The organism is Nocardia coffeae, from assembly GCF_019890715.1.
GTDB lineage: Bacteria > Actinomycetota > Actinomycetes > Mycobacteriales > Mycobacteriaceae > Nocardia > Nocardia jiangxiensis.
Genome location: NZ_JAINZY010000014.1, coordinates 58,917 through 85,027, shown reverse-complemented (window position 1 = coordinate 85,027; position 26,111 = coordinate 58,917). Strand labels below are relative to the sequence as shown.

The window sequence follows — 26,111 nt, the reverse complement described above, 5'->3', positions numbered from 1 at the left end:
GCCTCGGGGTCCTCGGCCAGTACGCGGGCGTCGAAGGTGCCGGACTCGGGGTGGAATGTGACGTCGATTTCGTTGCGCTGCAACGGCCAGGGGATTACCGCTTTCAACGCCTCGATGACGCTGTCCTTGGCGGCCATCAGTGCTTGGCTGTAGTGCACCGTCGCGTGGTTCCAGGCTTTCCGCATCCGAAGGGCTTCGCCGGGGCGTACGTCATTGCCGAACCGCGGGAAAGGCCCGGCGGCATCGTCTTTGGCATCGATGCCGACGGACAACAGGTCAGCAGCATTGGCAACCACTGCGGCGGAATAGGTTTCGGTTTCGGTGATACTGCCGACCGTGCCGGCCGGCCAGCGCGGTTCCCCGTCGGGGCCGACATCGACCGGCTGGTCGCCGAGCCCGAGAGCATGCAGTGCACGGTCGAGGCAGACTGCCGTGTTGTGGATCGGCGAGCGAGCACTGCCGAGTATTTCCGCGCTGTGGACCTCGGCCGGCACAACGGTTGCGACCACGCCGCCGTCCACGACCGGGTCGACAGCGGGGGCCGGTGCGGATGCGGGCGCTGGTTTCAGGCTGCGTGGGTCGAGCGGATCCCGGACGCTCAGCGGTGGAGCCGCCGAGCCGTCCATGCCTTGCGGGGGTGCGTGTTCGGTGCGTTCGTTGCCTTCGCGGGCCGCATCGCGTCGCTCGACGGCCATGGTTTCCGGACGCATGGCGGAGTCGCCGGGCGCGGGAGAAGTCTGCTGCCACGGGGTCGCGGCGGGCGGGGCTACGGTCCCGGGCGGAGTGTCGGCCTCCTCGGCCCCGAGTTGCCCGGCGGCCGCGTCGATCATGTCCAGAAGTGTCGAAGAGTGCGTGTCTTCGGCGTTGGACTGTTCGATCTTGTCCTCCGCGAGAATGCGCCGCGCCAGGTTGCCAACATCCTCGGTCGCGGCCGACGCGTCGGCGGCATTGAATACGAGCAGGGTGAGCCGTGCGATTTCCGCGTTCAGCCGCTCGAACTCCTGCTCGAATCGAGTGCGATGCGCCTCGGCTGCCGCATGCGCCGCCCGTATCGATTCCGCGTCTGCTCGGCTCCGGGCGAGTTCCGCAGTCAATCGATCGAGTTCGGCGCGCCACAGGGCTCGCGCGATTCGCACCCGCTCGCGCTCGGTGACCAAGCGCTTCCGCTCGGTGAGTAGATCGCTCGAGGAGATTCCCTCGGGAGTACCGCTGTCGACGACTCCGTGACGCCGCAACAGCCGATCGAGGTGTCCGACGATCTCGTCGATCAGTTCGCGGGCGACCGGCGCGGCCGTGCCGTCGGCCGTTGCGGGATCCGCGTCCTGCGTGTGGCGGGCGGGACCGACGGCGGTGGTCGATACGTGGCCGTCGGCGTCGACTCGAATGTGCCGGTAATCCACGTGAATGCCGGACTGCGACAACGTGTTCAGTGCGTCCGCGGTGAAGAAATGCTCAGGATCGGCGAATGGCGACAGTACCGTGAGCGTCTTGCCGTCGAGCCGGGCCCAGCGTCCGATCCGGCGTCCGGGCAGCTGTTCCAGCCACTGGAGTGCCGCGTCGGCCGCCGCCTGTATGCAGACGGTGCGTACGGCGTCCGCATACATTTCCAGGGCGTACAGTTCGTGGCGTGGGCGCTTCTCCTCCCACGGGGACATCTGGTTCGGGTCCGGCTTCGTAATCAACGAGCCGCGCGCTCTCTCACCGTATTTTGTGAGCTGGTCCATGACAGCAGCGATTCGAGCGCCCCAGTCCGGGCGGTCCGCACGTTGTTCTGTCATCGAGGTGGTGCGCTGCCATGGACCCTGTTGCGTGGCTTCCGACTGCTCACCGGGCTCGTTCGCCGCGCGCACCCGGCTGGACTGCTCGTCGATAGGGCCGGACAACTGCCACCAGCGGTCCAGGCGTTGCGCGGTCGATGTGCGCACCGCTTCCGGTACGCCCTCGAGCAGTATCCGACCGGCCAGGTCGACCCGTACCCGCCGTGTGATCACTGGTATGCCGGATTGCTCCACGTTCCGCAGCGCGTCTCCCAGGCCGGCCGGGCGGCCGTAAGGTGTGAATAGTTCTATCCGGCCGTCGCCGACGAACCGTGCGGTCGTGCCCACCGGGTACCCGTCCCCACGCGCGGCAATTTCATTTGCGGCCAGTTCCTCCGCTGCCGTATGTGCCTGCATCAAATCGGCGTCGATGACCGCGCACTGTGGCATCACCCCGGTGATGAGTTCCAGTAGTGCCGACAGTCGGTCGCGTTCCCGGCCGTCGAGGTCGTGTCGAGACAGTGCTTCCATTGCCCGCGCACGGACGGTGACCACGTCCAGATATGCCGGAGCGGCGCCTGCGGCGGTCCACTCGGTGAGGCCCAGCAGTGCGGCAAAACCACGCTGTGCCACCAATATGTCGCGAATTTCGTGCAGGAGCGCTGTTCGTTGCCAGACCAACTCGCCCACCCGCTGGATCTGCTGGTCCAGTTCATCGGAGTGGTCTCGGCCCCATTCGGCGAACTCGCCGTCGCCTGCCTCGTGGCTGTCGTGGTCGGCGCCCAGCATGTGGGCTCGCTGTTCACTCTCCAGCCGGGTGAGTTCATCCCAAGCGGAACGCTGCTGACCGTCCTGGTCGGTGTACCTCAGTGCCGGTGGCGTATATGCCCATCGGGTTTCGGCATCCATGTGCCGCAACATCCGAGCCAGCGAGCTCGCCGTACCGTTCGACGCCATACTGGCCCGGAAGCCGGACGGCGCCGGGATCGGTCCGAGGTTGTTCGCGCGGGTGGTCGCGACGATGCCACGATCGGCGGCCTCTCGCCACACCTGCACGACCGGGACACCCCGGAAGAATGCTTGAAGCGCATAAGCCGGGTGGGTGAAGTCGCCAGGATCGCTGTCTCCGAGGGCTTGGTTCCCCTCGGCCAATGCCTCCGCCACGTTGAAAACGGCCAGATCGCCCAGTGCGGGCAGCGTCGGGCCCGCCAGGCGGAATTCTTCCCCTGATGTTATCCGCTCCAGGCTTTCCGCATCGAGTTGCTTTCTCCACGCTCGGAAGAGTTTATTTCCGTCGACTTTTCGCTGGGTCTTTCCGTCGACTTCGACCTCGATGCTCGGAACCTTGAATCGCCGTACCCATGCCTTGAATGCATCCTCCTGTCCGCTGAAGTCGCTCAGCCATATGTTGAAGGCTCGGTACAGGTTATCCGTATCATTCCGATCCTTCGGGGCGCGGCTGTAGTCGACAAGTTTTTTCAGCCAGTCGTTGAATCGAGTATCGGCAAACGGGGGGTACAGGTCCCGCAATGCGTCGAAATATGTGACCAGATAGAAGAAGGCTTTTGCGTGTGAATCATCGCTGTAATCCGCCCTCCTGTTGAATCGAGTATCCGGAGTAAGTTCACCCTTGCGGCGCAATTCGGCGAGTCGCTCGTACAAACTATTGAAATTATCGGGCTCCGGTGATTCGCCGAATTTTCGAACAGCTGTCTTCAGTTGTTCGCTGACGACCGGTTTCCGGATGCCCGGGTCCCGGAGGTGACTCATTTCGTGTCGGACGACGTCATAAGCCGGAACTCCGGTCTGTGACACGGTCCACGGGCTCCCCCCGGCCGGCGCTTCCGTATCGAGGCTCTTCGCGTATTGGAAATATTCGGCATCGCCGAAGTACTTCTCGTTGAGGAACATGCAGCGTTCAGGGGTCTGGTTAGACCTTGTCACGCAGGCATAAACGTGCTCTTTCAGTGGTGCGATCACCAGTGCATCGAACCGGATCGGCAAACCGTCGGGGAGTTCATCTATGATCGCTTTCCGGACGGCGAGGCGGGTATCCTTTGATACCTCCAATCTGCTCAGTCCCAGTACTTCGTCTATTTCGTCGACGATCGCATACTTTACGGCGAGAGCCGTCTCGAAGGTGATTCCCGGCTTGTCCAGCCCCAGCACCGCTATCCCGTAGGTGTCGAACAACTCGGCGGCGATCGCCTGCTTGATATCCCTCTCGAACTCCGAATCCGAGCGGGTGTCGTCGAGGAGCCCGTGGCGCTGCGCCGCCTCCGCCAGGCCGACCTTGCTGCTGACGCCGAACTTGCGGAACAGCGTGCGAAGTAGCGGCCGCACCCGGCGCTGCCCGATCACATTCCCGATCGCCTTGTTGGTCCTGCCGGACGCCACCATCCGTATGACATGGGTTTCGAGCTCCGACAGCTCTATGTGGCCGGAAGCTTCGGCACCGCTGTCGGGTCCGCCCGCCCGAGCCGGATCCGCCTGTGGCGCTGTGCCCTTGTTTGCAGGGCGGCCGGTGGTCGCCGGATCGGGGACCGATCCGCGCCTCGGGTCCCCGCGGTCGGCGTCGGCCCGCGCTTCCTGCGGCGGCGCAAATTTTCCGACCGGCGGCTCGGGCCGGTGCCCGGAAGGAGATTCGGCGAAGCCGAATTTCGTGGCGACGGCGTCGAAAAGGTCGTCCGGATCGACCCGCGGGCCGGCGAACAGCGACTCGTCCACCAGTGCGATGCCCTGCATGCGCAGCCCCTGCACGAATTCCAACACGGAATGCTGATGCGGGATCATGAAAGCTGCTGTTGCGGCGAGGATGTCCTCTTCCGACAGGCCGGGAACCGACATCCATCCGATCCGCGCCAATATTCGGGCCGCAGTGCCGGAATAGGCCGATACCAGCGGGTTGCCGTCCTGCACGGCATACTTTGCGAACCATTCGTTTTCGGGATCGAATTGCACCAGTGCCGTGGCTTGTACCCAGGGAAGTGGTACCGCGTACCGGTCGGGGTCGAGCTGGAATGCATCGGCCGGGGATACCTTGCCCGCGTTGCGGTAGACCTGGACGCCGTTCACGAGGTAGTCACCGTTCTCGGCACGCATCCGCTCGCCGTTTTCGTCGTAGACGTAGAGCGGGATGACGTATCGGACCTCGGGGTCTTCGGCACGCAATTGTGTCTCGAGCTCGCGGGCATCGATATGGCGGTCTTCGGTGCGGGGGAGTTCCCGGTCGGGGTCGAGCCGACTGATGCTCAGGACATCGAGTTCATCGGATATCGCCTCCAATTCGCGCACCGATACCGGCATGCCCAGCAACTGGTACTCGTACAGCGTGAGGCTGCGGCGCTCCTGCTCCTCGGCCGCCCGGTCCAGCAATGCGTCCTTGCGCAGCGCGTATTCCGCGAACACCGCATCCGCGACCGGGGTGTGCGCGCGGGTATGTTCCACCTGGCGAAGATCTGCGGCCGTGATCGGTTCACCCGGGTGCGCCGCCATAACCGATTCCCGGACGGCTGCCAAGGCGGCGAAATTCAGGCGTAGCGCTTCTGTTCTGCGATGCGCTTCCCCGTCCGGCCGTTGCCATTCCGCGTCCGGCAGGTTCATCAGCTTGGCAATACCCTCGTCGAGGGTTGTTCCGGCTCGGGTGTGGGTCAGTTCCGCATTACGGATCAGCGCGTTGAGGACCGCCGACATGATCTCGCGCAGAGTGCCGTCGCGCCGCAGCTCGTCGAGTGGCACCGAATCCTTGACCATGCCGCCCCACCGGATGGTTTCGCGAGCGTCGAAGGCAGCGCGGATCTGCTCGTCCGACGCGTCCGGATGCAGCCCGCGCAGCAGTTCCTCCAGCCGGTCCAGCACCGCAACAGCGGCCGCCCTGGCCTGCGGCTTGTTGTACAGATAACTTCCGAGCCCGAGCTCGCGTGGTATCCGGCGCACCCGCCACCCGGGCTCGGCAGGCTTCGGCGCGGTATTTCCGGCGCCCCGTGCCGAGGCGTTCCACGGCGTCGTCGCGCCGGTCGGTAGCCGGCCTTGCTTGGCTTGCCACGGCGTCGGCCGCGCAGATGTGTCGGCTTGTGCCGCGTCGCGTGTGGTGCGCGGGTTATGGCTGGAGCCGTCGGCCGCGGTGGCCGCCGGTGGTCCCTGTGCCGAGGGGCCTTGGCTCGCATCGGTGCTGGTGTCGCGGTCCGGGCGGGAGCTCGCGCCGAACCGGAGGTTGTCGGGTGGTGGTGTCGGATCGCCGAGGTTCCGCACGAGTTCGCCGCGTGCCATGTCGGGGGTGCGGCGGTAGGTGATCGCCCACAGCGCGCCGGTCTCCGCGCGTGTGCTGCCCGCAAGTTCGGCGAGCGATACCTTGTGGCCGGTCTCGGTGCGGAACCATTCGAGTCCGTCTTCGATGCCGAGGTAGGTGACGGTGTGGTCGTTGATCTCGAACTGTGGTTGTCCGGCAACGTTCTTGCCGACGTAGGTGAGGGTGTAGGCGTGTCCGCCGACGCCGTGTTCGTCGGTGGCGCGCCGTGTGTTGCCGTGTTCGTCGGCGGTGACGCGTTCTTCGAGCAGCAGCGCGGTGACCTTCGTTCCCGCGGGGCTGCCTTCGGCCTGGGCGATCATGCCTTCGATCAGCTTGCCCTGCCCGGTGGAGCGGTTGTCGCTGTGGAACTGCTCGGGTGTCCCGCCACGGAAGGTGTTCCACTGTCGCAGTTCTTTCCAGGACACGCCGTCGACTCGGGCCGGATCGAGGACGACCGGATCGGCCACGTCGCCCTGGTGTGCTCTGAGGTCGCCGACGGATTGCGGCACACAGTGGTTGACCGGCTCGGTCGCTGGGATCTCGTCCGGCGATCCGACCCCGGACCGGTCGCCGCGCCCGATCAGGAACTCGGCGGCCGCGGTCTGCAGGACAGTGGGCGTGCCCACCGGCGGTTGCGGGTCGATGTGCTCGATCAGGTCCGGTCGGCCGGCGGTGATCCAGGTGATGTTGTCCAGCGGAGTGGTCGGCGTCCGCTGCTCGTCGTCGGTGTAGGAGTAGTAGCCCTGGTGCTTGGCCGCGTTGCCGGTGAACTCCGGCATCGTGGCGTCGAAGTGGATGACGCCGGTGTCCAGCGCGGGATGCAGGCCCAGGCTTCTGACGAACAGTCGGCCGCGCCGACTGCGCCGCCCGCGCCGACCCGGGGTGAGGCTGCCGAGTTGGGCGACCAGATCCCCCGGCGCGATTCCGACGTAGACGTTCGGACCGATGCCGAACTCCCGCGCAGGTATCGGCAGCCCCGGCGAGCCCGTGATGATCACCTGATCCAGCTCACCGGCCAGCCGCCCGCCGGCACCGGCGTGACACAGCGTGACAGACCCGTAGCTGTGCCCGGTCACGGTGCGCAGTCGTGGCGGGGGAGCGCCGTCGGGACGGGTGGCCCGCAGTGCGCGAGTTGCGTTGTAGGCGGCGATATCTCGCGCCACCACGTAGCCGCCCACCTGGGCGAAATCGGAACGGACGGCCTCGCCCCGGTGAACCGGATGGTGGTACGAGATGTCGACGATCGCCGCGACCGTATCGCCGGGGGCCTTGCGCGCGGTCTCGGCGAACTGATTGTGCGCGAACCTGCTTCGGTACAACAGCGACGTCTGCGTGGTGCCGTTGCCGCCGATGTGACGGGTCACGTTCGACGCGGTGTCGGCATTGCCGATCGACACGGACAGCCTGCCGTTGTCGCCGTATCGTGCAGGCTCCCAGGCGATCAGCTGCACCGGCGGCGATCCGGGCAGCTGCCGCGCCGCCGATTCCACTTCGCGCAACTGGTCCCGGACCGCGCGGATCGCCGCACGCGCCGTTTCGGTGAAAGCGGGCAGCCGCCAGTGCTCGGCGAGTCGGTCGTCCAGTACTCGTTCGAGGAACAGCCGGTTGGCGATATCCCTCGAGGTGTAATCGACGCCGTCGGCATTGCCGATGTGATGCGGGTACGCCTTGACCACGGCCGCCTGCTCATCGGCGGAAAGGGCCTGCCACCAGCGGCCGTTGCGAGTAGCACGGTCACGCGAGCGCGAGACGACATCGCCGTCGCGCGGCACCTCGGCGAACAGTGACAGCAGGTCGGCGCCGGCGCCCAGATACTCCGGCAGCCGGGACAGCGCACTGTGGACGAGCCGGCGTTCGTGCGTGGTGAGCGGGAGGTCGTGCGTGGTGAGCGGGAGGTCGTCGGGTGCGGGCAGGCCGCGTCCGGGGTGCGGCCGATCGCCGGCTGCCGCCCGCCCGGATGCGTCGGAGGACAGCGATTCGCCGGCGTACGGCGCCAGGCGCACGATGCTGTCGACGAATTCGGTCTGCGACCATTCGGGATCGTTCAGCAGGTCCGATTGTGTGGCCCGTAGGGCGCGCTGGAATCCCACCGCGTTGAGCCGGGATTCCTCGAATGTGATTTCCCCTGCCGCCACCTGCGGCGCCTGGCGCAGAACCACATTGATGACACGTTCGAGTTGCAGGAGTTCGAGCCAGATATCGACGTTGTGCACTCCCTCCCGTGGCGCATAACCGGGCTCGGTCATGCGCTCGAGGAAGGCCCAGTCGTAATCCTCGTCGCCGACGAAGGCTCCCTCCAGGTCGAGAAGGGTGGTTCTGGTATCCGCCGCATCGTCGGTCTCGGCCACGTGGAAATTGCCCGGGTGCGGGTCACCGTGCACCCACACGAACTTCGTGACGGGCTTGGGCATGTTCCACGACTTGCGCTCCAGCTCGGCGAACGGGTCGCCGGTGAAGCCCAGGGCCCGGAAGACGGGCTCGAAACCATCGCGATAGGCCTGACTCAGGTGCTCGCGCTTTCGGTTGATCAGGTACCGGAGCAGCGCGCCGGTATCGCCGTCGGGAACTCCCGGGGGGATGAACCGTCGCCGGAATTCGCTGTCCGGCAAGTCGCCTGTGGTCCGGTGGAATCGTGTCAAGGCCGAGATGACGGTGTCGCGGTGCCGTTCGATACCACCCGGGATCGCGGTCAGCGGAGGATCGGACACCCGGCGCATGATCAGGATCGGCCGCTCGGGACCGATGACCCGCCCATCGGGCAACTCGACGCCGTGGACGGAAGCCAGCAGCTCGGTGATGTGCCCGATGTGGTTCTGCCCGAGGTAGGTGAGAATCTCGGTCTGCGTCCCGAGGCTCAGGTCGAGGTCGTCCGTTGTCGGACCGGGGATGAGAACGATGAACGGCGATTCCTCGGCGCCCACGACGAGGGCCCGGCTGGACTGGCCCGCACCGGCGACGGAGGATTCGGCCAGGGCCCGCTGCACCAGTGCCTCGGCGATCTCGTCCGACATGACGATGCCGGTTTCCTCACCGGGTGCGCGGAAGTTGCGCGCGTACAGGGCCGAAGCCACCGTCTCGGGTGTGCCGACGACCTGCTCGAGGAGGTGAACGGTGCCCACTCGATAGATGTGGAGCTCTTGCAGGGCTTCGACGCCCCGCCGGGCTGTACCGGGTCGGGCGGCCGCGGGGTTACGAGCGAGATCCGCCAGCACCCGTTCCGCGGCGGAGGCGTGCCGGCCGTGGTCCCGGGCAACCGCGGCGAAGGCGTGTGGCAGCGCCGTCTCCGGAACGAGATTGCCCGCGTCGTCCAGCGCGGCGGGCAGCAACTGGCTGCGCAGCCAGGCGCGAAAGTCGTTCTCGGGAAAATCGTCGGCCTCGCGCAGGTGCGCAACCGATTCTCGGAAGTGTTGCCGCAGAACGGGTTCCGCCTGCGCGAGGGCTCGTCCCTCGTGCGCCGCGACCAGCGCATTGCCCAGCCCGTACAGGGTGAGGTAGTACTCGAACCGGTGCAGCGCCCATGCGGGGATCTCGCCGGAGACGACACCGTGCTGTGCCATCGTCTGCGCCGATTGCGGGTCCGTCGCATAGGTTCCGTTGAGCAGCACCGTCGTCGCGTGCCGGGCCGCGATCGTCTGGCCGAGCGTATTCGGCGCCAGGTTGTCGTGGCTGACGGTCTTGGGCAGGGCCGTTCTGCTCACCGATGCGGCGTCGTGGATGGCGCGGGCGTACTCGCGCACGATCTCTTCGCTGGGCACCTCCTCGAGGCTGGGGAAGCCCACGCCGTAATGCGTCGACAGCATCGCCGCGATCTGCAGCGGCCCCGCCGCCGCCCAGGGGTCGGCGACGAGCCGGTGCAGCCGATCGACGATCGCCCGCTCCTGCGGCCCGCTGCGGTCCGGGTCGCCGATCACCTGGGCGAATGCGCGTCGCAGCGCCTTGGCGCCCGGGGTGGGGGTTTCGCCGTCGGGGAGCAGCCGAACAGCGCCCAGGCTCACCTCGTCGAGCCGGTCGGCCACCGCGCCGAGGACCAGCAGTCGTGCGAGCTGCCGAGTATCGGCAGTCCGGGATTGTCTGGGCCCGAAGGACTTTCCGATGTTATTGCGCAGCCAGGTCTCGTTCGAGAGGGCCCGCGCATCGATGACGATCCGCTCGATTCGATTCTCGGCGTGATTCCACTCCACCCGGAAGGGCTCGTGGGTCGGGGTCTGCGAGATTTCGATGCGGTGGATCGGCGCCGTCGCCGCATGGGCGGCCAGCTGCTCGACGGCGTCGGCGATGCCGTGCGCGACCGCGGCGCCGAGCTGCGGGTCACGCAATCCGTCGGCATGGGTGACGCGCGCGGATATCCGGAGTGCCGCCGCTTCGAGAACGGCGGTGTGCGACAGGGCCGGGACGAGGACATCGTCCTGTTCGATCGGCTCGTGTGCCGTCGTGCCGCCGGGGCTGTCTGCTCGGCGTGACGGCTGCTGCTGATCCGGACCCGGGGATCTGTCGTCGGGGTCGTCGTCTCCGTGTTTCGGGGTGCGGCCGATTCCGTGTTCCGGGAGCGCGTCGGGATCGCTGGGGTGCTCGGCGAGGGGTTGCTCGGGTACGAGTCTGCCACCGTTGTTCTGGAACACGATCGCGGACCGTTTGGCGACGCCGGTCTCGGCCTCGTCGAATATGTATGGACGCCAGCCATTTTCGCTGGAATCCCAGACCTGGACGATGCCGTCGCGGACAGCGAGGAGGTAGGCGTGTGCACCGATTCCGTCGGCGTCGGCGGTGGCGTAGTGGTCGACGACGACCGCCATGGCCGCGTCGTCACGGGAGCTCAGCAGCCGGCGGGCGAGCTCGTCGCGGGAGTCGACGCGGCGCAGGCGGCCGCCGGAGTGCTGCTCGAGTTCGACACCCGTGCGGCCGGACGTCGGCGTGGTGTCGGTGAACTTCTCGGCGGACGCGACCTCGAACTCGTCGACCAGAACCGCTACCGAGTCGTCGGCGCAGGTATTGCTGCGGTTCGGGTGCCGTGCGGGTGCGACGAACAGGTTGGGCATCGGCCGGGCTCGGCCGGTCACTGCGCTCCGCTCGGTGGAGGCGTCGGGGACGGAGTCCGCGCGAGGCCGGACATCGCGGGTGCCGGGGTGCGCGCCCGGCTGGTCGCCGTCGGCGGAAGACGACCCGACAGGTGAGTTCGGTTGCGGCGCGGTGCTGTCGGCCCCGAGTACCGGGCGCGTGCCGTCGCCGGGGGATGTGGCGCGGTCTCGTTGTGTGGTGCTGTGCGTTGCGGATGCCGCATCCCGATCGCCGTTGTCGACGGGTGATTCGGTGTCCGGCCGATCCGTGGGCGGGGCGTCGGGGCTCGGCGGCAGGACCGGGATGTTGTGCAGTGTCGGGGCGTCCGGGTCGGTGAGCGGTTTGGCGAATACGACGTCGACGCGGGTGTACTCCCCGGAAGCCTGACCTTCCGGGGTTGTGACCGTCACACGGTCGTAGCCGTACTCTTCGGCCAGCTGGCCGGTGAAGGTGCGCAGGGCCGCGTCCTGGGGCGTCAGACCGCTCTGGATTCCGGCATTGAGGCTGTCGAGATTGTCGGCGAACCCGGCGTCCGCACTCCAGGGCTCATGAATGGCGGTGGCGTGGCGGCCGATCGCGGACATCATGTCGCGGAACATTTCCCGACCCGAGGGAGTCTCGTCGCCGACCGCGATCTGGTACCGGAGTACGCCGAAAGAGTCGACGTAGGCATGGATGCCCCTACTCGAGTCCGGGCCGTAGGCCTTCGAGTGGATGGGGCAACCGAGGGCGGCCGCCGCCGCCAACGTCGCAAGGAAATCATTTCCCGGGGCAGGACCGTCTTCGAATCCGTATCGGTCACTCCAGGTTTCACCGGCGAGCCGCCTGGCCCATCCGGGGGCTTCGGGAGCCGCGGACACCTCCGAGGGATACACCTTCGCCAACGCCGACCACTGCTCGTTCCGCAACGCGCTGCCGGATACGTTGCCGAGCAACCCGCGGGCTCTCAGTCGTTCGGACTGCAACGCGGCCGCGGCACGGTCACGAGCGCTGGCGAACCGGCCGGGATCGAGTTCTGCGCGCGGCTGCCGAACCGATCCCTCCGCACCGGCAGTCTCGCCGCCTTCGTGATCGAGCGTCGGCCAGAACAGGGTGGGGCCGAGTGGCGCGAGCAGTTGCTGCACGGCCTCCTCGGCGAGCTGCCACTCCGACTCGTCGGCCGGTGCGACGATCAGGACCTGCACCGGCTGGTCCGCGGCTGGATCCGGCTCGTACGGATGCAGGAGCCCATCCTCGGAATCCGCGTCCGGCACCACGACGACATTGCGTCCGTCCCAGACGAGCTGTCGCGTTCGGCCGGTCGGATCCACCACGACGGCCCCCAGGCCGGGCCGGGCGCTGGCCCGCAAGGTGCGGGCGACCTCACCGACCGACTCGTACCGTTCGAGGCGGGTGGCATTGCGCGCCAGCGCAGCTTGCGCCTCCGGCGACCACCCGGCGCCGTCGAGCGCCGGAGTGGGGGTTTCGGCGGCATCCGGCGCCGACGGAGCGTTCGGCGTTCCGGCGGCGGGTTTGCGGCCCTTCCAAGGCTTCGGCATCGTGTTCTCTGGCCGGGGTTCGTCCCAGAGCTGCGGGCCGGATTCGTCGTTGCCGTCCCTGTGATGGAACCACAGGTCCTGGCTCCTCAGACCCGTCGGACGGTTCTGCTGCGGGGCGCGGTAGGGGTGCCACGGCGACGTCCCGAGCCGCGGGTCGTTCGACCTCGACGGTTCGGGTGTGCCCGGCTGCGCGGGAGCGGTGGCGGGCTCGTCGCGATCGACCTCGGTGGTCGCCGGTTGTGCGGAATTCGACGCTCTCGCAGGACCTTCCAGCACGACTGCCGTGATGTTGTCCGTTCCCTTGTTCCTTCCCCGCGCAACGGCGATGGCGTTCTGAATCACCGCGTGCGCCGCCGCGAGCCGGTTGCCGCGGGATTGTTTCAGGGGCTGTCTGACGGCGTCGGCGAGCATTTCGTCGGAGACGTTCTTCAGGGCGCCGTCGCTGACCAGGACCACGACGCCGTTGCCGGTCGGCGTGTACGGCTCGGGGTCGGGTTCCTGCCATGGTTCGGCCCACACCCCGTCGGGGCCCAGACCACGAGTGATGGTCGAGGCGAACGGCATCGACTCGGCCTCCTCGTCGCTGAGGTGCTCGCCCCTGCGCTCGGCGTCCTCGATGTATTTCCGGGCGTACGAGTCGTCCACGGTCAGCCGCACCGGCGGGGCGTCGTCGAGCGGGATCCAGTACGCCCGAGCATCGCCCAATGATTCCGCGACGATCTGTGTGGGCGTTACCAGCGTCACGACGATCGTGCATGCGGGCGGGATTTCGCAGCCTTCGAATTCCGTCCGGATCAGTTCGAGAACCGCGGCCCGGGCTGCCTCGAGCGCATCCTTCACGACCTCTGCCGGATTCCACCGCCCGCCGTTCGCGGCGACTGCCGCCGCCTGATGCAGGACAGCGCACGCCGCCTGCGATGCCACCTTCGCGGCGACATCGCTGCGCGCCAGATGAGATACGCCGTCGCATACCGCGGCGAGGGTCACCGGCTCACCGTCGACGACGGCTTCCGCGATCGCGAACTCGTCCTCGTTCGTGGAGTGCCCCACGCCGACATCGGTCCAGCCGGCGCCGTGGGCGGATTCCTGCAGTCGATTCCCGGGCGGCTTCGGCAGCTTCATCCAGGGCGGCGTCCGGCTCGGTTCTTGCTGGGCTTCGGGCCATTGCTGCGGCTGAACATGTTGTGCGGGTTGGCCGTTGGTGGGCTCTGGCACCGAAGGTGCTGCGGGCCAAGCGAACTCCGGGGCTGGCGCGTCGGGTGCAGCCGATACCTCGGGTGCAGCCGATACCTCGGGCGCGGCCGGCGTCTGTGTCCATGGCAGGAGCCGGGGGTCGGGCACATCGCGTGTGGCGGGCGTCGACGTGTCGTCGGCGTTCGCTGCGATACTCGGTGCGTTCGGTGCGTTCGGTGCGTTCGGTGCGTTCGGTGCGTTCGGTGAGGCAGGTGCTGCCGGAGCCTCGGCCGTTGGCTGCGCCCACAGCAGACGGGGGTCGGTGCCCGTGCGTGTTTCGGGGGTCGCTGTGCCCGGCGCGGGTGTGTCCTCGACGTTCGGCGCCGTGGGTTCGTCGTCGGATCGGGAGTGTCGAGGCTGGTCACCCGGGCGTCCTCGGATCGCGCCGTCGCGCGGGGGCGCCTGATCAGGGTCGGGCGGGTGGAGCGCGGAGAGGTCGCCGTCGTCGGATTTCAGGAGGGCGACGTACGCCGCTGTGATTCTGTCGCGAGGGTAGGACTGCGTCCATGCGGCGTGGGTGCGGACGCGCGGGATGCGGTCGGGGTCGTTGGGGTTCTGGTGCGGGTCGGCGGGGTCGGTGATGTTGGTGTCGAAGATGACGACGGTGCCGCCCTTGCGGCCGTCGGCGTTGGTCACGAGGTAGGCGTGCATCGCGGTGCCGTCGTCGAGGAGGATGACGGCGGTGTCGGCGCCGCCTTTCATGTTCTTCACGTCGGCGATGACGTGGGCGAGCGGGTCCTTGGGGTTGGGACCGAGATGAGTCGTGACGAGCTGGGTGGTGATGGCCTGCTCGGTGGTGGCGGAGCCGGGCGTGAGGGCGGCCTGGAGGTGACGCGGATTGTTCTGTCCCGGTTCGGGTTTGGCGGCGTTCGCGAGGCCGAGCGCGGCAGCCGCTTCGGAGACCTGGCCGATGCACTCCAGCAGCCTCTTCTCGGTGAGCAGGTCGTGACGTTGAGCCGCCAGTGCCAGACCCATCTTGTCCTCGACGCCGAATTTCGCGTACAGCCGCGTCAGGAGGGGCTTTGCCCACCGCTGCCCGACCACGGCTCCGATGGCCTGGTTGGTGTGGCCATCGGCCACCATGCGCAGGACACGCCGCTCCAGTGGTGACAGCTGGACCTGGTTCGTGGTGTCGCCGTTATCGTCCAGTTCCCCCGCGCGCACTGCCGCGAGCACCGTGGGGATCAGTCCGCCGGTGTGGAGCTTCACTTCCGCGTGAGCGATGTAGCCGCGCACCGAACTCACCGGCACGCCGAGCCTGTCGGCGATACCGTTGGGCGACCGGCCCGAGGCGATCAGGCCCAGTACTTCCCGTTCCCTGCCACTCAGTTTCTTGGTGGGCCGGTTCGCGAGGTGAGTGCGGAACTCCCGCAACATATTCGGTGGCAGGGCCGATGTGCCGCCGGGCGCCGGGTCGGGCAGACCTTCCACCAACACGTGGAGCGTTCGGATCTGTGTGGGAGACAGCTGGATTCGCCATGGCGGCGGGTGCGCTGTCGTTGTCGTGCGAACACTGTCCGCGGTCGCGATCCTGGAATTCAGCTGGGCGAGTAGCTGATTGACCTGATCCGGCGGCATGCCCAGTACGGCCCCCAGGGACGCCTCCGACACACCGTCCGCGACGAGCTGGACGACATGTACCTCGCCTTCCGACAGCTCGACATGGCCCGCCCGGCCGAGCACTCGCTGAAGCATCGCCTGAACAACAATGCGAACCCGGCTGCGCGCGCCGAGTTTTCGGCCCGCTTCCTGCAAGTACTCGTCGACGGTGTCCTCTGCGATGCCCAGCCGCTTCCCGATGGCTTTGTTCGACAGTCCTTGTGCTGCCTGTTCGAGCACCTCGTATTCGCGGGGAGACAAGGTCCCGTGAGCGGCCGAGTTCGTCAGAGGTTGCATGAGGTCGGGGGAACCGATGTCGAGCAGGCCCTGGTTCAGGGCCGCCACCACTGTCGCGAGCAGTCCCTTGGCGCCGAGCTTCTTCCCAGCGCGAGCCAGGTGCGTCCGCATGACGTATCGGCTGACCCCCATCCTGTCCGCGATACGGTCGAATGTCAGTCCTTGTACCGCCAGATCGAGCACCTCGAGCTGGGGGGGTGAAAGCTCCACGGTCGGTGTGGGGTGGGCGCCGGTCTGCTCGAAGTCGCCCGGCTGCCCGGTCTCTGAATCGGCTGGACCTCCCACCGTCGACGCCGCGACCAGGGCGGACGGGGCGTTGCCGTAGAGCGTGGCCGGGGCGCCGCGCCGCAAGGTGGACCCGCTGTCGTCGATCTCGTCGGGCTCGGTCTTGATCGGGTTGACCGCACGCCCGGATGCGTTGAGTTCGATACCTCGGTAGTAAGCGATCTCGTCGGACACGGTGAGGCGGTCCGGGTGGAGCTCGACCGGAGGGCTGTCTGGCTCTTCGGGATCGAACAGCCAGACCGTGTCACCGTGATTGACCGCGAACAGCGCATGGCCGGTCCGGCCGTCACTGTAGACCTCTTCGATGATCATGCCTCGGCCGGAACCGCGGTCCGCGAGTCTGCGTGCTATTGCGCGCAGACCGTCTTCGCCGTTGCCGAAGTCATCACGGTGGGCCTGTGCCAGCCAGGACAACACCGTGCCCGGGGCACCGTGATCGAGCGTGTCCTCGGGCACCGACATTGTTCGCAGCACGCCGGCGATGGCGTCGTAGTAGTCGTTGACCAGCAACGCCACCCTGCCGACGCAGTCGGTGCGCCGCCGGGGCCCGGGTCGGGCAACGGTGTCGGTTCGATGATTCCGTTGCTGCGCGTGATGGAGGGCAGCACGCATCCGCCTGATTGCCTCTCGATCGCGCTTGTCGATCTGGTTGTATGCCTCCCGGTACTCCTGCACCGCCCATTCGAAAGTCGTGAGGTGCGAGGTGGGGACACCGGCGTTCTGGGCGGTGATTATCGCGCTTTCAAAACGTTCAACTGCCCTGTCGAGTGTCTCCTCCGGCGAAATCGGCACGGCATCGCGCAAAGGTGCGGTCACCGCGGCCAACTTCTCCAATTCTCGCTGAGCATGGTCGAAGAGCCGTCTCAGTCCGCTGTGAAGCAGCAACCGTCCATCCGGTTCGGGCGGTTCCGGCTCGGCTGTGCGGCTGCGGGGAGCCGTGAGTGCGGTCTGCAGCACCGTGGTGATGCGCTCGCGGAGTTCCTCGGCGACGTCCAACGACATGTTCAGATGGTCGGCAACATCGTCGAGCGGATTGCCCTCGATAAGATGCAGCACTACCAGATTCCACGCCTTGCCCGGGTCCGGGAAGTCGGCCAGGCCGGCGCGAACCGCTTCCTCGAGTTCAATATCGGCGAATGGGGATGCTGCGGTCTCATCACCTACGACGTCATCGAGAGTGCTGCCATCGTCGACTACCGAGCGATTGAGCCCCGACGATCCTCCGGCCAAGATTTGACGCGCCCACTCGACGTCGGCAACGGAGACGCCGAGTGCTTCGGCAATTGCGGTGGCGGGCACCCGATCCTCGTCCAATTGCAGTGCGGGCGCCTGAATACCCAGCTCACGATGGACCTTGACGACCAGCGCGCGTTCCGAACGGTTCAAGCCCGGATACGCCGCCTCGTACCGAGCCGAAACGACAGCCCACACGGCAGTGGCCCAGGCATGCGGCGTAAACGCACCGGCGGGAGAGTGGTTGGCGATCGCCGACAGGATTTCGATCCGGCATTGCTGCGTGAGTTCGTCACGGTCATCGCCGGTCCTTCCCACCTTCCGCATCACGGCGTTGGGCACCCAGGCGTACCGCGCGAAGATTTCGTCCCGGGCGGCGGTTTCTTCTGGTGATCCGACCGGCGTGGCGATGTAGCGCCAGAACAAAGCCTGCTCGTCGGAGTCGGCTTCGTCCACGCCCTCGTGCCGGTAGAAGCGCTCGATGGCAGCGACGATCAGATGCTGTGGAATCCCGTTGGCATCCCGCAGCATTCGCAGCGACGACAACCGTGGCCGCACCGTACGGCCGCGCTCGGTGTGCTTCAGGGCCCCCGTGCTGAGCCGACCGGAGAACTTCTCCTGGCTGCGGCCGAGATAGCGGCGCCACTCGAACAGCCATGCGTTCACAGTCTCGAAGTCGGCGGGCCGCGGCGGGTACACGCCGTCGGGGTCGTACCAGGCCAGTCCTTCACGGTCGTAGAACCAGACGATGGCCTCACAGGCGGTATCGATTGGGATACCGTTGGCGGAGCACAGGTCTCGTATTGTTGCCGCTGTCGGATTGATCGCGAGATTTTCGATCGAACGTATCGTCACATTGCTGAACGGGCCTGCGAAATCCGCTTGGAAGATGCCGAGATAGCGGCGAAGATTGGTCAACCACAGGTTTACTGCGTAGGGCTCGGCGGGATCGAAAGCCGTCGGTCGGGGCAGATATTCACCGTCGGGGTCGTACCAAGCCAATCCTTCGCCGTCGTAGAATCGGCGGAGGGCTTCGCGGGCGATATCGTCCGGAATGCCGTTGGCGGCGCAGAGGTCTCGGAGGGTGCTTGCCCTCGGGTTACGTCGCTCTCGTTCGAAGTGTTTCACCTGCACCGGGTTGACCGGTCCGGCGAATTCGTTCAAGGTGATGCCGAGGTAGCTTCGCATTCTGGCGAGCCATTTGTTCACCGCATAAGGGTCGTCGGTGTCGAAATCCGCAGGGTGGGGCCTGAATCTCCCGTCGGGATCGAACCGGGCGAGTCCCTCGCCATCGAAGAATCGAAGCAACGCCGTGCGCGCGAGGGCGTCTGGAATGTTGTTCGCCGAACAGACCTCGCGGACGATCGTCGCGGTCGCCTTCTTGGTCTCGCGCTCGATGCCCCCGACCGTTGTCCCATCGAGCCGCCCCGCGAACTGTGCCTGGGAGACACCGAGGTAGCGGCGCAGGGCCGCTAGCCATCTGTTCGCAGCGTATGGGTCCGCAGGATCGAAGTCGCCAGGGTCGGGCCGGGATCCCCCGTCGGGATCGAACGCTGCGAGTGCCTCACCGGCATAGAACAGTTGCAGGGCTTCACGGGCAATTGCGTTCGGAACGCCGTTGGCCGTGATCAGGTCCCGTACCGTTCCTGCACTCGGGTTCTTGCTACCGCTCTCGATGAGCGACACGGACGACTTGTTGAGCGCCGACCCCCCGAACCGACTCTGGGTGTACCCGAGGAAGCCGCGATAGGCCGCGAGCCACGCGTTGACGGAGGTGAACGTGGCGGGCCGTGGCGGTTCGCCGAGTGTCTGCTGTCGGGACTCTCCTCCAGCGTCGTCCTCTGCGTTCGCGCGCTTGCTCACCGGTACTGTGTTGCTGGATGGGCTTTGGGCTTTGCCGCCGACGGCGGTGTGCGAGCCGATGGGGTTGTCGGGGTTGATCGCTGTTACGAGGGCGGGGTCGAACTGGCCGACCGGTTTGGCGACGCCGGGCTCGTCGAACGCCTCATCCAGTCCCGCAGCGGGTGCTCTGGAGGTGGCAGTCGGTTGTGCCGGTGTCGGCGAAGGCGCCGCGGCGACGTCGGTCCGGGCGCTCGGCCCGGTGGAGTCCTCGCCACGGGACCGGCGATGTGCCGCCGTCGCGAGACGTTCGATCGCGGCGGTCTGGTCGTCGTCGAGGTTCTCGCCGTGGTGCGATCCTCCGATCGCGGCCGAGACGAGTTGGCGGTCGGCGGTGCCCAGGTGATTGAGATTGTCGAGCAGGGTGTCCTGAGCTACGGCGAACATCCAGTCGCCGATGTCCTGGCCCGCGGGGACGGGCCAGCGGTTGTCTCGGGCGAAAGCCAGGACGCCGAAGTGGATCGCGTGTGCCAGTCGTGCGATCTGCGTGGGCGGTGCGCCGCGCGCCGGGTCCCAGCCCAGCAGCGCCAGCACCCGTCGAACCCCGGCGCGACTGTACCGGCGGTCCAGCGCCAGCGAGGCGGACTTGTCGCCCGCCTGTGCCTGGGACAGTGTCGAGGTGTCTACCGGCCACTCGTCGAGCGCGGCGGGACCCAGGGGCGCCGGCCTGCCGCCGGGGTGGACGGCGGTGACGACAGACCCTGGGCCCGAAGGGGATTCGACTGTGGCGGTGCGATCCCCGGTGCCGTCGCGGTTGGACCACCCCGGACCGTTCACGTCGACCAGACCCTCTCGAATCCCGGCCGCCACGAGGCATGCGGGTGCGGGGTTGCCGAGCCTGCCTGCGATGTCGTCGAAGTGACTCTGCAGCTCCGCGGCCGGCATGGACAGGATTTCCGCGACGGACTTCTGGGTCAGACCTTTCGCGGTGAGGGTCAGCACGTTGGTGTGGTTTCCGGAAAAGCGTTCTGTCGCTGACTGTTTCAACGTGGGGAAGGCGGTGATGTCGAGGTCTCCACGGCGTGCTGCCTCGGCCACCGATGCAGCCCGGTTGGGTACGTTCAGTTTTTCCGCGGCCTGCCTGGCGGTGAGCGTCACGGTCCGCCGCGGCAGGCTCAGACGCTGTGAGATCACCGCCCGGGACAAGCCCTGCGCCGTCAGTTCGAGGACGGCGAGTTCGTCGGCGGTGAGTTCGGCGGGTGTTGCGGGAATCCCGTGTTCCGCGGCGATCGATCGAGCGATGCGGCGCAGCGCGCCGGCGGCGAGGGTCCGCACACCTGTAGCGTGCCAACGCATTCCGGTGGTGACGCGCGCGTTGTGGATGTACGCCGTCTGCTCTTCCGACAACCCTTGGCGGAATCGTTGCCGCAGGGCCTCGCGCTGGCTCGGGTGGAGCCGATCGACCAGCCGCCCGAACACCGCGAGGGGAGCCAGGGCGAGGGCCGCGACGACGGGATCGGATTCCGAGACCCCCTCCAGGGCAATGTAGGCGGCCACAACTCCGCGTTGCAGCGCCTTCAGATCCAGTGTGACGCCCTGATCCATCTTCGACGCTTTGGTCGAATGCCTCTGTGCTGCAATAAGATCGAATGGAAACTGAGCATCGGTCGCCTGGCTCGGACCGGATGGCGCCGCCGCGGCAGCGGGCGCGGCCGGTTCGCCGGAATCGGCTGGTACGAGGGAAACGCTCGGCCCGGCGGTACCTGGTGAGGTCGGCTGCGGTGCGCTCGCGAGCGCCCCCGTCGGCTCGGGCGGTCCGGCGATCGTGTCGTCGGGGCGATGTTGCGCGTGCACTGTCTGTGTGAGCCGCTGCAGCACGTCGATCTGATCCGGCGTGAGATCACGCGGCTGCGCGTGCAGCGCGGCCTGGACGAGATGACGCTCGGCATCGTTCAGTCGGCCCAAGCCGTCGAGCAGCGCATCGTCGGTCTTCTGGTGCAGCCAGTCGGCGAGGTCCGTGTCGGCGGGCACCGCCCACCGCTCGAGTTCCGCGCTGCGGAGCCCGGCGAAGGCGAGCGCGTGTGCCAGCTGCTGAACCGGCTGTGCGGGGGTGCCGGCGGTGGGGTTCCAGCCCAGTGTGGTGGTCACCTGCTGGAGAGTGGTCGGCCAACTGGTATTCACCAGTGTCCGGACGGCCGCCGGGTGGCCCTGTTGGGCTTGCGTCAGCGCTGCGCTCATGTCGGTCGTCTGTGCGACGGAAGCGTGGACCGGCTGTCCGGCCGCGGCGCTCGACGACGGCTGCCCGGTCGCGGTCACGTCGCTCGCGGATGTCCCTGCTGCCGAACCTGCCGACACCGGAAACTGTTGTGGCTGTCCGGTATTCGGGTCGCCCGGGTTGGTGGCGGGAGTTCCGCCGTCGGTGCGGACCGGGGGTGGGTGCCCGGGTTGCCCAGGGGTGTGCGCATTGGCGGCGGGGTCCGCGGTAGGCGGTGAGTTGGGGAGGTGGGCGGTGGCGGGGTCGTAGGTGCCCGCCTTGCGGACGCCGAGGGGCTGCAGCTTGTGGGTGATCGACCGGATGTCGTCGACGGCCTCGTCGAGATTCTTCTGGGAGGCCGCGAGTTTGTTGGTGGCCCTGTGCAGTTTCGATTGGGTTTCTTTGGTCGGTGCCGCGGCATGTTCGGCGAGTGCGTCTCGGTGTGCGTTGACCGCGTTTTCGTGCTGGACGCTACGGATGATGGCAATCTGGGCCTGGGGGGTGTTCGCGTAGAGGGCGTCGTCGGGTGCGGTGAAGTATTGGACGCTGCCTTCGCCACCGCCGCGGGCGGTGCGATTTTCGGCTTGGATGTCCACGGCGCGGGATTCGGCGGAACGGCCGGAGATCAGGACCCGCAGGCCGCCTTTGATCCCCGGATCGACGGGGATGTCGACGCCTCGTCCGCCTTGCCGGTTGATGACGAGGACTTTGCCCTCCTTTCCGGCTTCGGCGATGATCTTCTGTAGTTCGGCTTCGGCGTGGACGCCGTGGCGGAGAAAGAATTTCGCGTCCACGACAACGTGTTCCACCCCGAGGTCGCCGAGGAGTTTCGAGAGTTTGGCGGGTTCGCTGTTGCGGTTGCAGATGGCCAGTATCGGATTGCCCTCGGGTTGGCCTTCGGCGATGACGTGGGCCATGGCCAGGAGTTTCGCGTCCTGATGGGAAATCACTCCCTCCTGGCCGATGGCGTGGTGGTCGTCGACGCGTACCAATTGCGATTCTTTGAAGCGCGGAATGTCGACCACGCGCTTGACACCGTGATTTTCCGCCAGTTCATCGGCGACGCCGTCCGCGGTGCCGGAGAAACCGAACAGCTCGTCGCTCTTCTCCGAGGAGAACAGTTTTCCTGCGGTAACCGAGGCGGAACTGGCGGGGTCATCCCGGATCTGGATACCGTGTTTGGCCTCCATGGCTTGCGCCAGGCCGCCGTTCCAGCGGCTTTCGGTGGAGGTTTCGGCGTCGAACATCACCTTATGGGAAGTTTGGTCGATGATGTAGATCTTGTGCGAGGCCGGATTGCGTACGGGTTCCCCGGCATCGGTGGTCACGATATTTCCCTCGGAGTCGGTGAGGAATTCCGGGCCGAGTTCGGGATGGTGCCACACCACGTAGTGGTCGTCTTCGATGTATTCCCATTCGGCGGTGGCGGCCATGGTCAACCGGTGGCTTTCCTCGTCGGTGAGCGGCCGGCCGAGGATGTCTTCGATCTTGGCGCGGCCGGTGTCGGTCAGTGCGGTGCCGCCACCGATCTGACCGGGATCGCGACCGAAATCGAATTCCGTCAGCAGTCCGGCCTTCATGGCGTCGCCGAGGAAGGCATGGGCGTCGGTGACCTGTGCTTCGACCTCGGCGCCGGCGGGGTTGCCGGAGCCTTCGGAGAGGATGAAGGTGGTGTCGGCGTGGACGAGGGCCTCATCGATCTCGTCGACGCCGTTTATTCGGGCGGGTGCGATGTTGCCGCGTAGTTCGCCGAAGCCGGCGTCGTTCATGGTGCCGATGTAGATGGTCGGTTTCCCGTCGGCCGGTGCGTCATAGGAGTGGTCGGGGTTCATGCGCACGATGTCGAATCCGAACTTGCCCAGAATTGTCTGGTACTCGTCGAAGGCTTCGTTGGCGAGGACGTCCCGAGTGGTGATCACCTTCACCGGGGCGCGGGTGTTGATCGTCTTCGACTGGCCGGCGTGGTCGATGATCACCTTGGGCAGGCCCCCGCGCGCGGCCTTCAATGCCGCCGCGCCCAGGAACACCAGGGTCTTACCCTCACCGGCCTGCATATTGCCCACACCGCCGTCGCGGGCGACCAGGATGGCCATCACCTGCGTCCACCGCAGCACCCTGCCCTTGGGATCGCCGCGGCGGATCATCTCGATCACGGCCATCACCGCCTCGCGTGCGGTGCCCTGGTGAAGCATCCAGTCCAGCCCCTCCGGTGACACCGTGCTCCAGTCCGTCGCCTCGTAATCGTGGAGGGTGGCGTCGGTCTCGGCCTTGTATTGCTTCGCGAGGTCGGCTATATCCGCGGGTGCGTCCTGTTCGGGCGTGGTGCTGGTCTTATCCGATTCATCCTGTGCGGGAGCGGGTTCGGCTTCCGGCGTGGCGTCCGGCGGCGTGCCGGAATCGTCGGTGGTCTCACCGTCGGTCTTCGGTGCGCCGTTCTGCTCCGCGGACTTACCGGCCTCCTCGGAAGACTTTGGCTTCGAGGATGTTTCGGCGCTCTCGGGTGCCTGATCGGCTGGTTTCGACGCGGACTCCGCATCCGACTTCGTGGCGGCCGGTGCGGTGACCGAGGTATTCTCCGGCTCCGGTTTGGTGGTCGGCTGCTTCGGTGGCGGGCTGGTCTCCCCGGCCGAGACCAGCCCGCGCGGCGCCGCCTGCGTCGTGCCGGTCGGCTCCGGTGCCTTCGCCGTCGCCGATTTCTCCGATTGTGCTGTGTCCGAAGAGTTTTCCTCCGCAGTCGGTAGCTTGCTCGATGGTTTCGCCGCAGCCGCCTTCGCCGCCGCGTCGGCGGGGTCCGCGACCGCGGTATCGCCGCGCGCTGTGTCCGATGGCGTGCCCGGCTCCTTCGGCGGTTCGGCGGACTTGTCGGTCGCGGCGGTGGGCGCCGCATCGTCGGCGTCGGCAGCCGGTGGCGCATCGGCGTCGTCGGTTGCCTTCGCTGTCGGGTCCGGTTGCTTCGATGTGCCTTCCACATCGTTTTGTGCCGGATCCCGAACCGCGGCTTCGTCTTCGGCCGTTACGGGCGATCGCGGGGCGTCGTCGGCGGCGCGGGGTCCTGCCGGGGCCGGTTCGAGGTCCGCTGATGCGTTTGGCGAGCCGGAGTCGTCGGCGCCGGTCAGCGTCGGATCGGTGTCGGGCCGTGGTGCGGCACCGTTGAAATCCTTGCCGGACAGCGTGTTCGGCTCTGCTACCGGGCCGGTGGGTTTGTCCGCCTTGGTGATGTGGGGTGGTGCGGTCATGGCGTCGTCGCCGGGCAACGCGTTGAGGTCCGTGGACACCTGGTTGGTGAGCTTGTGCGGCTTGGCGACGAACTCGGGTGACTCGTTCTCGGCGATCCGCTGGAGCAGGCGAGCGTGCAGTTTCCCGGCCGGGCGCGGGGTGAGTTCGCCCGACGGGCTGCCTGGGGCGTCGCCCGGTTGGGCACCGGTTCGAGCTGGCGATGGGCTGTGGTCCGGTACCTGTGCGGCGCCCGCCTGCTGGTCGCGTGCCGCCGTCGGCGCGGGAGTGGTGTCCGGCGCGAACGAGACCGGCTTCACCGGATTGACGTTGTCGGGCAGTGCGAAGCCCAGATTCGGCTGCCAATCGGTGGAGTTGTGCTCGGGCTCCTGGAGCAGTGCGGAGAGCAGGTCGTTGAGTTGTTGTTGGCGAGACTTCGGTGCGTCGCCGGCGGGGACGATGCCGTGCGCGTCCAGTGCGTCCCTGAGCGCCTGCATGCCGCGTGCCGCGTTGCCCGGCGCGCCGGAGTCGACCGACGCCCCGGAGGTGGCGGCCGGTACCGGTGCCCCGGCGCGAAGACCGGCCAACCCGTGGGCGGCGGCCCCCAGAAATCCGCCGGTGACCGCGGGCAGGAGCCCTTCGGTGAAGGCCTTGACGGTGAATTTCTCACCCGACGCCGCGACCGACACTCCGGCCCCGGCGATCCCGCCGACGAACCCGCCGACCGTTCCGACGAACACCGTGCCACCGACCTGGAAGAACACTCGTCCGGCGGCGCTGGTGGCCTGTTCGGCGTGGGCGAGTGTTCTCGGGATTATCCAGCGGTCGCCGATCACCTTGCCCGCCGCCGCGCCGACGCCGCCGCCGACGCCGCCCGCGGCCGCCGTGATACCCACGGTCTTCCAGTCCACCGACTTGCGCTGGTCGTAGAGGACCTGTTTTGCCTGCACCGCCAGGTTGATGCCGCCGCCCTGGATCGCTCCGATGGCCGCCGCTTTACCGGCCAGGACCAGGACGCCGCGTTCGGCTGCCGCCTTGGCACCTTGCCCGGCAAGGTATTCCAGCAGTTTGCGAGATGCGATCTGCAGCGCCGTTCTGGTTTGCATCTCGGCGAGGTAGCCCTCGATCGCGCCGCCGGCGGCGAACATGATCACGGCGTGCGCCAGCGTCCACGCCAGGATCACCAGGAATCCGATGACCGTCCACTTCTGCACCTCGAAGCCGTTGGCGCCCTCGTACAGGTGCTCGGCCTGGATGTCGTTGTGGTCGGCCTGCGCACGAAACTTCTTCGCCAGGTCGCGAAACTGCTCCTCGAGCTTGTCGCCCGCCGCGCCGCGAATGATCTGGTGCCGGTTGTCGGCTTTGTGGTCGAAGTACTCTGCTCGTTCGCGGCACCACTCGGCGGCATCCGACAACCGGTCGGCGTCGCGACGCATCCCGTCTTCCCGGGCCTCGGGAAAATGCCCGGCCGCGATCGCTACCACAGGCGCAGGCAGCCACGGTGGCAATCGCAAAGTCAT

1 protein-coding gene (only partly in view) is annotated in these 26,111 nt (G+C 67.2%); it reads right to left on the bottom strand.

Annotated elements, in window-relative coordinates; translation table 11 throughout:
• Positions 1–26,111, bottom strand: partial view of a LuxR C-terminal-related transcriptional regulator gene (locus tag K7711_RS36720; RefSeq protein WP_222975674.1) — the 5' portion only. 19,741 nt of this gene lie to the left of the window's left edge; 26,111 of the gene's 45,852 nt are visible here — the first part of the coding sequence; it begins with the start codon at positions 26,109–26,111; its stop codon lies beyond the left edge, outside the window.